Below are 12,135 nucleotides of genomic sequence, written 5' to 3'. Positions count from 1 at the left end.
TCCCTGCGGTCAGCCAGCCGTGGCTGCCGCCTTCACGGAGTCATTTATGAACGCCCCCAACACGCAAGCCTCCAGCAGTCGCTTTGTCACGATCACCGAAGCGGGACAGCCCCTGAGGCTGCACTACAACGATGTCGGCTCCGGCAGCGAAGTCGTGGTCATGCTGCACGGCTCCGGCCCAGGCGCCAGCGGCTGGGCCAACTTCCACCGCAATATCGAGCCGCTGGTGAATGCGGGATACCGTGTCATTTTGCTGGACTGCCCCGGCTGGAGCAAAAGCGACACAATCGTCAGCACAGGCTCGCGCTCGGATCTGAACGCACGCTGCCTCAAAGGCGTGCTGGACGCGCTGGACATCGCCAAGGTGCACATCATCGGCAACTCCATGGGCGGTCATAGCGCCGTGGGCTTTGCGCTGGCCCATCCCGAGATGGTGGGCAAGCTCATCCTCATGGGCGGCGGCACCGGCGGACCCAGCGCCCTCGTGCCCATGCCCGCCGAAGGCATCAAGCTCATCGGCGCGCTGTACCGCGACCCCACGGTGGAGAACCTCAAGCGCATGATGAATGTGTTTGTGTACGACAACAGCAGCCTGACCGAAGAGCTCTATCAGCAGCGTCTGAGCAATATCCTGGCCCGCCGTGATCACCTCGAAAACTTCGTCAAGAGCGCCCAGATCAACCCGAAGCAGTTCAGCGACTACGGCGCGCGCCTGCCCGAAATCAAGGCCAGGACCTTGATCATCTGGGGCCGTGACGACCGCTTTGTGCCATTGGACATCGGCCTGCGCCTGCTCTGGGGCATTCCCAACTCGGAGTTCCACGTGTTCAGTCAGTGCGGCCATTGGGCACAGTGGGAGCACGCCGAAGTCTTCAACAATATGGTTCAGGACTTTCTCGCACGCTGACCGGCCAGTGAGCCCGCAAGAAGTGGGAGCAAGCCATTGAGAGGAATGCCATGCAGCGGGCCTATGCGTATGGCCAGGTCAAATCCCTCCTCGATCAGATCGACTGTACGGTCGCCAAACGACAGGTCGATACTCAGCTGCGGATACAGACGCGTCAGATTCAGCAGCATTGGCGCCACGCACAGCTGCCCGCGTTCTCTGCGCTGCGCGTGCGCGGGCTGATGACACTGGCACTGTTCTCCAGCGATGCGGAACGCGTGCGCCAGTGTTTTGTGCGGCTGCGCAACCTGCGCGAGCAGTTGTGAAGCCGGGCCCGACACGCACACGGAACCCAGAAGCCGCCAGTGCTTGCCAAAAACGGGTGCAGAAATGGTTGCCACGCCTTGCTCGTGTTCTCCAATCGACCCGTGAAAACCACGCTGGCGTATGGCCTCATAGAGCTCGCCGGGCGCTCCAGAAAAAGCAGGTATCACGCGCCCTGGAGACCCCTTGTCCAGCGGCAGGCCTTCACCCATCCGTGCGTGATGGCGCAGCGCTTGCGGCCCTTCCACGCGCACAAGGCAGGTTCTGACGTTGCCTTCTCTGACGTAGAAGGCGGCGCTTTCTCCGCTGTCCATGGTGAGCGCGCGCAGTGCGGGCTCCAGCACGTTTTGCACATCAAAACCAGCCTGGTAACGCGCTCCCAGCCAGCCTGCTGCAGGGCCCAGGCGCCAATCACCGTCTTCACGCTGAACCAGGTATCCAGACTGTGCAAGCGTGCGTGCAATGCGCAGTGCGGTGGTCTTGTGCAATGGGCAGCGCCGGCTCAGCTCGGCCAGCGTCAGGTGAGACTCTCCCAGCGCAAAAGCATCCAGCACCTTCATGGCCCGGGTGACCGCAATCACGCTGCCCGTTGAGGGCATTGCGTGCTCAGGCCCATCACCAGAGTTGGGGGCATCGTCTTCGAATGCTGGTGCAGAGGCTGCGTTTGATTGCATCTCGGATGCGTCATGGCAAGTTGCGGCCAGAAAGCGTGTTCATGCTGCAAATTGTTTCGTTGTACGAAATTTCATTCGCAGCTCTTGAAAATATGTTGAAAGCCGTGCAGCACCTGTAGAAATATCGGGCGGTGAAATTAATCACTCACGCTGCATGTAATTTTTATATTAATTCAATATTTATATTGCGCTGTTTAATTTTTATTTTTGAGTGATGTTCAATTGCTGGCATAAATTATGCTAATCAATTGAATGAATGCGTAAAGCGCCTGTTTTAAATTATTTCGAATATTGTTTTATATTGATTGACGGTATTTATTTTCCTATTTATTCTTCTGATTATAAAAAAGTAATATTTTAAATCCTATTAATAAGATGGATTCAAGAGGGATCTCGCTTTTTATCAAGAAATTTCTTGTTCATTTATTTGATTAATGGCATTAAAGTTCCTGATCGCTAATAACAGCGAATATTATGGAGGTTTAAACTCATGAATAAATTAAAGACTATTATGGCTGCCTGCGCAGCATGCGCATTGACCAGTACCGCAATGGCGGCGGATCCTGATGGCACCATTAATTTCACCGGTGAAATCATCTCTGGTTCGTGCAAGGTGATAGGCGCGGGTACCGGCAACAGCGTTCCAGTGGATCTGGGCAGGGTCTTAATAAGCGACATTGAGACTGCGGGTGCCGGTAATAAGGTCAATGGCGCAACGATTAAGATGGAGCTTGATTGCAGCAGCTCTTCCGCAGGCCTGAAAACCGTCAAGTTCAAATTTGATCCCACCTCTGGCTCGGGTCTCGACACGAACAATAACAGTCTTCTGAAAACCATAGGTGCCGCAACTGGTGTGGGTATTGGTCTGTACGACGGATCGGGTCAGCTCATTAACCTGTCTGATAGTAGTAAGGAATACTCCGCAGCCCTGACTACTGCTGCTGGTGGTACTGCTGGTAATAATAAATACACCGCCACGATGAATATGAGCGCTTCGTATGTGGGTAACGGCGCCGCGCTCGAAGCAGGCGCAGCCGCCGGCACTTTGCCTTTCACTCTGACTTACGACTAAGTCGTGCCAAGGGGGCTTTCAGAGCCGCTAATACCACCTCTGATACGTCGTTGTTTCGCCTTGGCATACGCCTGTACTGCCTGCGGCTTTACGTCTCGTCTCAGTCGCAAATCTGCGATTTGCCAGGTGGTGTTGGCCGCTCTGATGCCCCAGGTTTCAGCGAGCCGCTAATGAATATCAAATTCTTTTTACGCACATATCTGGTGCTGGCATTTTGGGCGCAGGCCGCAACAGGCATGGCTGGCATTCAGGTTGGTGGAACAAGGGTTATTTTTCCCGCCACGCAACAAGAGGCCGCGCTTCAGGTGCGCAATGAAGGTACCGATGACATCATGATTCAGTCGTGGATTGAGGCTATGCCCAATCAGGCGCAGAGCGATGTCCCGTTTGCCATCACACCATCGCTGGCCCGCCTGGGCCACCGCAAAGAGCAGACGCTGCGCATCTTCTATCAGGGCGTTGGCCTGCCGCAGGACCGTGAGTCCGTAATGTGGCTGAACGTTCAAGAAATTCCCCAGGTCAGCACGTCTGAGAACAGCCTGCAGATCGCTATCCGGCAGCGGCTGAAGCTGTTCTACCGCCCCAAAGATCTGCCGGGCACAGCGGACGAAGCTGCGCGCAACCTGACTTGGAGTGTCGACAAGACCTCGGGCTCTCCTGTGCTGCTGGCCAGCAATGGCTCTGCGTTCCACGTCTCTTTCGGCAAGGTCAGCATCGTTGTTGATGAGAAAGAGTATGAGGTGGCTTCTTCCATGGTTGCGCCTCAGGGCACCGAGCGCATGGCGTTCAGACAGCTGCCCGCCACGCTCAGTGGTGATGCACAGGTGCACTGGGAATCTATCAATGACTACGGGGGGCTGGTCAAGCACCAGGCCTTGCTTCGTTTCTGAGGCTGTATCCACTGCCTTATTGCTTTCGCACTCTTGATGCGGCAATTGCCTCTGCGCGCTGAACGCACCGCCCTGGCGGGCACTTACTTGTATGCATACCGATGAGCACAATCAATAAAACGCCCAGAAGGCCGCGCATCTGGATGAAGACAGGCGCGTCCCTGCCTTGTCTGGCAACTGTGTGCCTGATGGGGGTGTCCCCCGCGAACGCCATTCAGTTCAACCCCATGTTCCTCAAAGACAAGGGGGCGAATGTGGATCTGCGTTTCTTCGAAAAGTCCAACGGCATGCTGCCTGGCAGCTACATCGTCGATCTTTACCTGAACCAGCGCCTGGTACGCCGCCAGAACATTTCCTTTGGCGCGGCAGACAAGCGCTCAGAGGTTGAACCGGTGCTCAGTGTGGGCCTGTTGCGTGAGATGGGGGTGGACATTGAGCGGCTGCAAAAAGAAGGCCTCGTGGCGCAAAGCAGCGGCGACGATGAGGCCGTCACGCTGGCGCGCATCGAGGGGGCTGTTGTTGACATGGATGTCTCCAAGCTCGCGCTGTACCTCAGTGTGCCTCAGGCATACATCCGCCGTAACTCGCGCGGTTACGTGGACCCCTCCCTGTGGGATGACGGCGTGACCGCAGCCTTCAGCAACTACCAGTGGACGGTTAACCGCAACAGCGGTGACAGTTTTAGCCTTGACTACGCCTATCTGGGAATGCGCAATGGTTTGAACATGGGCCCATGGCGCCTGCGCAACGATGCATCTCTCAGCCAGAGCACGGGTGCCGCGCGCCGCTTTACCAGCAACCGCACCTATGTGGAGCGCGATGTCACTTTGCTCAAGGGCCGTTTTGCCATCGGGCAGCTGTATACCCACAGCGATATTTTTGAAAGCAGCCGCATTCGCGGGGTTCAGATTGCCTCAGACATTGGCATGCTGCCTGATGACCAGGCCGGTTATGCGCCAGTGGTGCATGGCATTGCCGAAACGCACGCCACGGTTGAAGTGCGCCAGAACGGTTACGTCATCTACTCCACCACCGTGTCTCCGGGCGCTTTCGAGATTCGCGATATTTACCCCGGTGGCTCCAACGGCGACCTTGAGGTCACGATCATTGAATCCGATGGCCGCAAGCGCACATTCACGCAAGCCTACGCCCACCTGCCGGTGATGGTGCGCAAGGGTGCCTTTCGGTACAGCCTGTCAGTGGGGAAGTACGACGCCGAGGGCCTGAAGGCACCCCAACTGCTGCAGGCCACAGCGGTGTATGGCGCCACCAACAATCTGACGGTTTCTGGCGGCTTTTTAAGCACCAGCGGCTACCGCGCCCTCAACCTGGGGCTGGGTTTGAACAGTGCACTGGGTGGTGTGTCGCTGGACGTCACCAACAGCCAGTCTCGAAGAGGCGATGGCCACAACACTACCAAGGGCCAGAGTACGCGCCTGCTGTACTCCAAGACGCTTTCTCTCACCAACACGGCCTTCACCATGGCGGGCTACCTTTATTCCACCGCGGGCTATCGCACGGTGCGCGAGCATATCCAGGCGCGCAACGACTCTGACCTGCACCCGTTTTTCAGCAACCGCCCCAAAAACCGCCTCAACCTGAACCTGAATCAGCCACTGGGCAGCTATGGCTCGTTGTTTGCCAGTGTGAGCGCAACCAGCTACCGCGACCGTGCGGGCAAAACCCAGAGTGCGCAGCTGGGCTACAACGGCAACTACAAAGGCATCAGCTTCAACATCTCGGGATTGCGCACGAAAAATACCAATTCTTCGCGCAAGCCTGAAAACCAGCTTGCCGTAGGCGTGAGTATTCCCCTGGGGTCACGCTCGCAGCGGCTGTACAGCCAGATGACGCGGTCGAGCAACGGCCGCGAGATGCTGCAGGCTGGGGTGTCGGGCTACCTGGACGATGACAACCGGCTGTCTTACTCGGCGCAGGCCGGCTCGGCAGACAGCCAGCGCTCTGGCGGCGTTGGTGTGCTTTGGGATACTCCGGCGGCCAAGCTGGCGGGTAACTACTCGCAATCTGGTGCATCGCGCCACATGGATGTGTCTGCCTCTGGCTCGGTTGTGGCGCATGCGGGCGGTATCACCTTTGGCCAGCCGGTGGGCGAAACCTTTGTGCTGGTGGAAGTGCCCGGCGTAGAGGGCGTGGGCGTGAACGGCGCCGTCTCTCGCACCAACAAGTCTGGCTACGCCATTGAAAGTTATGCGCAGCCCTACCGCTACAACAGCATCGGCATTGACACGCAGACGCTGAGTGCCGACGTGGACATGCGTGAAACATCGCAGTTCGTTGTGCCGCGGCGCGGTGCCGTGGTCAAGGCCAGCTTTGACGCATCTTCGGGCCGGCGTGTGCAGTTTGTTCTGGCCAAGGTCAATGGCGAAAAACTGCCTTTTGGTGCCCGCGTAGAAGATGACTCGGGCAGCGTGCTGGCGGTGATTGACAACCAGTCGCGCGCTCTGGTGTTTGGCATCAAGGATGACGGCTGGGTGACTGTGCACTGGGGCGATGAAAGCTGCTTAGCCCCCTACACCTTGCCGGCCAAGGACAGTGCCCTGACCTATGACCAAGTGAGCGTTACCTGCGGCAATGCTCAGGCTGACCATGGAGCCCCCCTGTGATTAAAAAACTTCTTCTTACCGCTGCAACGCTGTGCATGGCCCTGAGCGCCAGCGCTCAAAACAGGGACAAATGCTATTGGATGCAGGAGGAATCTGTATCAGACACGGCTTCGCGTACCGGCACCTTGACGTTTCCGCAAAGTCAAGAACTCAAGTTGGTCAAGATTGGTCAATCGATGGGGGGAGCGCCGCTGAGCTACTACCTGCCGGGCCACAACAAGCTCATTCGGTGCCCGTCCGACACTGTGCCGAAGGTGAGCATCGCTTATTGGCTGAGTGGGGCTGCACTGGTGCCCGGGTACACCGATGTCTATAGCACCAATCTGGCGGGTGTAGGTTTAAGGATCACGGCACTGAGGACCCCCCCGAGCACGATTCCTTTGAACGATAGCTACCAAAACTCAACGCCGCTTGCTATCTCGATTACTAACTTCCAGGTGGATTTCATCCGCACGGCAGACAAAATTGGAACTGGAAGTATCAATCTGAATCTCAACCTCTACGCCAGATTCCATGATTGGACGGCACTGACCTTATCTGCCACCGGCAGCATTTTGGTGACCACCAACGAGTATTTCTCTGGCTGCGCGGGTGCCCCAACGACCAATATTCGACTGGGTAAGGTGAATACGCAAGATTTGGCACAAAATAAGCGCAGCTTCAATCTGGAGGTGGTGTGTGCTGGCGCGCCTGCGGGCTCCAAGTTGCCGGTCAAGGTTTATTTTGAGGGCAGCAACAGTGGCCCGGGCAGGCTCAATCTCACGCCAGGCGGTGCAACGGGTGTCGAGATTGCAGTGACCAGTAATTCCATGAATCTGCCCTTCAGCGTTGGCAGTGCGCTGAATATGGATTGGCTGCGCACGGAGTCTGGCGGAGAGCGCTACACCCTGCCCATCGTTGCGGGCTATGAGCGTATCGGCAATAGCAAAGTCGAAGTTGGCAAAGCCGATGCAACGATGAACTACGTTCTTGAATACAACTGAGCCCAAGGGCCATGTGATTGGCGATTGAGTTTTTTTAATAGCTGCCAAGGCTTAACTACAAAGGTTTTCAGATATAAAAACATCTGGAAACCTTTGTTTACAAGCGATGACAGCTATTGTTTTAAGTGCTACGAACGATGGCGTTGAAGCAGCTGGAGAGCGGCCCACGTTACGCCACTGAACCCAATGGATGCGACGCTTGTGATGCTTGGGCGGATGTGTGCAGGCAACCGCAGCCAGTGCGCGCAATGCGGGTGGGGCGAGATAAAGCAGGGGTGAGCCAATGCGAATGTGAGCGACTTGAACTGCGAAAGATCAACCGTTAGGTTCTCTCAATTTCTGAAATGTTCTCCAAACGTGCAAATGACAAAGCCCGCTGTGAGCGCGCCTTGTCACACCCTGACGTGGCCGCTATGGACCGATTGGGAGCTGCCTTGAGGCTATGCGGTGTTTTTTTCAATCTAATCGCCGCATCATTTGCGGCGATTGTTGATGGCAATCACCGCATGGCGCTACTGCAGCACCGGCTTTTAATTGCATCAGGGATGGCTGCGTTTGCCTGTGTGAATCGGTGGATGAAAACAGGCGCACCGCGGTGCATGGGGAATGTCAGCAAATGTCGTCAAGGGTCAGCAGCCAAGGGGCTGTTCTGTGCAAACCTTAGAGATGGAGTGATCTTTGAAAGCCTGGGCTGATTCACTCGATGCTGCCCCATCGCTGGGGGAGTTGGTCGCTAAATACCTCATTGTCCCTGCCGCTTGAGAAAAAGTGGCGCCTCTTAAGGTTGCGGTGGTCCCATGCGTAAGAAAGTCCTGATCGTTGATGATCATCCATTGATTTGCGAAGCCATTCGCCAGGCTCTGCTGCCCATTGGCTTTGAGACCGTCGGTGAGACTGCCGACGGCATTGATGCCTTGCGCATGTTTGAGTCGTTAACGCCCGATATCGTCATTCTGGATATTGGCCTGGAGAAGCTCGATGGGCTGACCGTGCTCAAGCGCATTACCCGGGAGAAACTGGATGTGCGGGTGCTGGTGTTTACCTCGCAGTCTAAAGACAGCTATGCCACGCGCTGCCTGCAAGCGGGTGCAAGCGGTTTTGTCAGCAAGAGCGAATCCATTGAGACGCTCACCAAGGCGGTCAAGACGGTTGCCGACGGCTATGTTTTCTTTCCCAAGAGCGCCATGCCTTTGCTGGGCAAGGTGAAGGCGGAGGGCGGGCTGGACGATCTGACCGACCGAGAGCTGCAGATCTTGAAGCTGCTGGCGGAAGGTTTCTCCAATGCAGAAATTGCGGCCCGGCTGAGTTTGAGTAACAAGACAGTGAGCGGGCACAAGGTCAATATTCAGACCAAGCTCAGCGTTGATTCTGTGATTGAGCTGGGCGAAATTGCGCGCCGGCACCATCTGGTATGAGCTGAGCGGAAAGTTCGTCCGTGCAGCGCCTGTTGCACATCGCCTTTTGTTTGCTGATCTGCAGCCGGATTAGTTTTGCGGGCGACCTTGTGCTGACGCCAGTTCCCCGCCAGGCACTCAGCGAGGTCAGGGTCACGCTGACCCAGCCAGAGCGGCAGTGGCTTGCACAAAAGCAGTTGCTGCTGGTTGGTGTGCTCAACGATCCGCTGCCTCCGTTTCGTATCTTCGTTGAGGGTCAGCGCCTTGAAGGGCTTGTGGCCGACTATGTATCGGCGCTGCAGCGCGAGCTGGGCGTGCCTGTGCAACTGCGTGCCTTTGATGCCCGTGGCGATATGTATGCAGCACTGCGCGATGGCCGCATTGACATGGTCAGCAATGTCAATGCGTTGATGGCGAAAAGCAATGGCTGGGTGCTGAGTGCCCCCCACACACTGGCGCAGCTGGCGTTATTTTCTGAGGGCGGGGACTTGCATGAGTACAGCACGACGGACGGCAAGACCCGCATTGCAGTAGCCAACGGCATGATGCTGGAGCTGTTTGAGAGCGTTGGCGGGCGCGGTCGTTTTCAGCAATATTCGTCGCCCTTGATGGCGATGGCTTCGGTATTGAACGGTGAGAACGATGTGTTTCTGGGGGACACGCTGTCTAGCGAGTACCTGTCCAGCCAGCTGTTCAGCAATCAGTTTGTGATTAACCAGAGCGCCAAGCTGCCTGCGGTGCAAGCCGGGTTTGGTCTGTTGCCAGACAGCACGCTGCTTGCGGGGGTACTTGAGCGGGCGCTGGGCGGGCTGACGCGCTGCCAGATAGTGACTGCGCAACATCTGTGGGGCGGTACAGAAGACTGCAGCGTCAGTGATTTGCGCAGCCGCCTCAGTCCGCAGGAGCTTGACTGGCTGGAGCGCAATGAAACGGTGGAGCTGGTGGTGAGCGAGGATCTGGCGCCTTTCGCTTTTTTCAACAGCCGTGGCCGTCTCAATGGTATTGCGTCAGATGTGCTGGACATCATCCGGCGCAAGACCGGCATGCGCTTGAAGATTCGCCGCGTCAGCTCGCTGACCGAAGCGCACGATTTGCTCGATCACGGACAAGGCATTCTGAGCATCCTGCCCGATACCGCTTCGGCCTCACTGCCGTATCTGCGTACAGAGCCGCTGACGACGACCCACTATCTGTTCGTGCAGCGCAAGGAGTCAGCGCAGGGCGCGCTGGATGAAAAGAGCACAACAACCGTCGCTGTCGCCAAGGGCTATGTAGACCCCGAGCAGTTCAAGAGCCGGTATCCCAAATTGCGCTTTCATGAAACGCAGACCATGGGGGAGGCCTTCAAGCTGGTGCGTGATGGCCGCGTTGATATGGCGCTTGCGCCCGCCAACATGGTGAGTTATTACCTGCCCTACAAGTACGACAGTAGTTTGAAGGCAGGAGACGTTGTCAGCGGTCTGGGCGTAGGTATTGTGTTCGGCGCGCCGCAGGGGCAAACACAATTAATTGGCATTCTTGATAAGGCAATGCTGGAGATTAAGCCCCGGGAGTATCTGCAGATTATTGGCCGCTGGCGTGCCAATTCAGCCACCGACGACAAGTACTGGGAGGGCGTCGTGTCGTACGTCTGGCGCGTGTTCGAGGTGCTTGCTGTGCTGCTGCTGGTGGCGGGGGGACTGATTGTTGCCCAGCGCAGGCGCATTCGCAGCAAGCGCAAGGATCTGCAGCAGCGGCAGCTGTTGCTCGATGAGTTGCAGGTTGCCAAGGAATCGGCCGACAAGGCCAGCAGCGCCAAGTCGGTGTTCTTGGCCACGATGAGCCATGAGATTCGCACGCCGCTCAACGCCATCATTGGCATGCTGGAGCTGGTGCTGGCACGCAAGGGCGACGCGCAGCAGAACCATCAGCTTGCCCATATTGCCTATGAGTCGGCGAGCAGCCTGCTGGCGCTGATTGGCGACATTCTGGATATCTCGCGCATTGAAGCGGGCAAGCTGAGCCTGGAGCTGGAGCCGGTCAAGGTGAAAGATCTGCTGGAGTCTGTGGGCAAGGTGTTCTCGGGGCTTGCGCGCCAAAAGCAGTTGCGCCTGAGCCTGTCAATCGATGCGCGCGCGGCACAACTGGTGTGGGCAGATGCTGTCAAGCTCAAGCAGATCGTCTCCAACTTGCTTGGCAATGCCATCAAATTTACGCACCGCGGCGGGGTGGAGCTGCGTTGCTCGGTGGAGGTGGCCGGTGACTCTGGGTTGCGCTTTGACATCAGCGTCATCGATACCGGGGTGGGCATTCCTGCGGCGCAACTGGATCAAATCTTCAAACCTTATCGCAGGGTGGATGGCGTGGTCAGCGACCCCAATGCGGGTGCAGGCCTGGGGCTGACGATCAGCCAGGCACTGTGCCTGCTGATGGGCAGCAAGCTGAATGTGAAGAGCACGGTGGGCAGCGGAACACGTATTGATTTTTCGGTCACTCTGGCGCGGGTGATGGTGGATGCTGTGGCGAAAAGCAGCATTGAATCTTCGGAAAATACGGCAACGGTGCTGACGGTACTGATTGTTGAGGACCATTTGCCAAGCCAGTATTTGCTGGTTCAGCAGATCGGTTATCTGGGCCATCGCACGCTGACCGCCTGCAATGGCCTGGAAGGGCTGGCCGTCTGGAGCAAGCATGACATTGATATCGTGATTACCGACTGCAATATGCCGGAGATGGACGGCCTTGAGATGACCCGTGCCATTCGTCGCTTGGAGCAGGGCCAGTCCATCAAGCCTTGTCTGATCATCGGTCTGACGGCAGATGCGCAACGCGAAGTGTTTCAGCGCTGTCTCTACGCAGGCATGAACCATGCGCTGGCCAAACCCACCAATCTGGCTGCACTGAACCGCCTGATTCCCAAGCTGGACGCGGGGCAGTCGCAGGCCGTTGAAGCTTCGTTATTGACCAACGATATTCAGGCATCGATGGCCAAGCGGGTCATTGCCAGTAATCAGTCCGAAAGCGATGCCCTGCGCCATGCGCTGGATGCGCATGATCTGGTCGCTGTGAAGCGCATCGTGCACAAGCTCAAGGGGACGGCGTACCTGCTCAATCACCAGGGGTTGCTGGAGCAATGCATGGAGCTGGAGGACCTTGGTGTCAAAGGCCTTACCAAAGATCTGCGTGACGCGGCGCAGGTGTTGCTTGAAACGCTGGAGGAAATCAACCGTTTCCTGCAGGCCAAATGAACTTTGCACCAGGAAGTTTCTTGGCATTACTCGGGGCGTGTCTTGGTTGATGCTCGGCTGA

At 57.0% G+C, this 12,135-nt stretch carries 8 protein-coding genes and 2 pseudogenes; 9 read left to right on the top strand and 1 reads right to left on the bottom strand.

The window, feature by feature from the left end; genetic code table 11:
• Positions 1-46: 46 nt before the first annotated feature.
• Positions 47-907 (top strand): alpha/beta fold hydrolase, encoded by an 861-nt coding sequence (locus QYQ99_RS17065; RefSeq protein WP_302089243.1) that lies wholly within the window; start codon positions 47-49, stop codon positions 905-907.
• 185 nt (positions 908-1,092) lie between these two features.
• Positions 1,093-1,209, top strand: a pseudogene (locus QYQ99_RS17060) (YggS family pyridoxal phosphate-dependent enzyme); the annotation flags it as partial.
• Here the strand turns inward: QYQ99_RS17060 and QYQ99_RS17055 are convergent.
• Positions 1,204-1,809, bottom strand: a pseudogene (locus tag QYQ99_RS17055) (IclR family transcriptional regulator); the annotation flags it as partial. The pseudogenes QYQ99_RS17060 and QYQ99_RS17055 sit on opposite strands and share 6 nt — an antisense overlap.
• Positions 1,810-2,374: 565 nt before the next feature.
• Between QYQ99_RS17055 and QYQ99_RS17050 the strand changes: the two are divergent.
• From QYQ99_RS17050 to QYQ99_RS17020, 7 genes are all read left to right on the top strand, one after another.
• The gene (locus QYQ99_RS17050) at positions 2,375-2,956 is read left to right on the top strand and encodes a fimbrial protein (protein ID WP_302089242.1); all 582 of its coding nucleotides are present in this window, start codon (positions 2,375-2,377) and stop codon (positions 2,954-2,956) included.
• A gap of 50 nt (positions 2,957-3,006) precedes the next feature.
• A complete protein-coding gene (locus QYQ99_RS17045; protein WP_302089241.1) occupies positions 3,007-3,846 on the top strand; it encodes a fimbrial biogenesis chaperone in 840 nt (279 codons plus the stop codon).
• Positions 3,847-3,947: 101 nt separating this feature from the next.
• Complete coding sequence (locus tag QYQ99_RS17040) at positions 3,948-6,470, top strand: fimbria/pilus outer membrane usher protein (protein WP_302089240.1); 2,523 nt, start codon at positions 3,948-3,950, stop codon at positions 6,468-6,470.
• Complete coding sequence (locus QYQ99_RS17035) at positions 6,467-7,453, top strand: fimbrial protein (RefSeq protein WP_302089239.1); 987 nt, start codon at positions 6,467-6,469, stop codon at positions 7,451-7,453. The genes QYQ99_RS17040 and QYQ99_RS17035 overlap by 4 nt, the downstream gene beginning before the upstream one ends.
• Before the next feature lie 344 nt (positions 7,454-7,797).
• Positions 7,798-8,148, top strand: coding sequence for a hypothetical protein (locus QYQ99_RS17030; protein WP_302089238.1), 351 nt, complete (start codon positions 7,798-7,800; stop codon positions 8,146-8,148).
• A 102-nt stretch (positions 8,149-8,250) separates the two neighbouring features.
• On the top strand, positions 8,251-8,868 hold the full coding sequence (locus QYQ99_RS17025) for a response regulator (RefSeq protein WP_302089237.1): 618 nt from the start codon (positions 8,251-8,253) through the stop codon (positions 8,866-8,868).
• A gap of 89 nt (positions 8,869-8,957) precedes the next feature.
• The gene (locus QYQ99_RS17020; RefSeq protein ID WP_302089236.1) at positions 8,958-12,074 is read left to right on the top strand and encodes an ATP-binding protein; all 3,117 of its coding nucleotides are present in this window, start codon (positions 8,958-8,960) and stop codon (positions 12,072-12,074) included.
• Positions 12,075-12,135: the final 61 nt, after the last annotated feature.

The sequence above is a fragment of the Comamonas testosteroni genome (assembly GCF_030505195.1).
Lineage (GTDB): Bacteria > Pseudomonadota > Gammaproteobacteria > Burkholderiales > Burkholderiaceae_C > Comamonas > Comamonas testosteroni_G.
The sequence above is the reverse complement of the archived record's forward strand: the minus strand, read 5'-3'. Positions and strand labels throughout refer to the sequence as shown.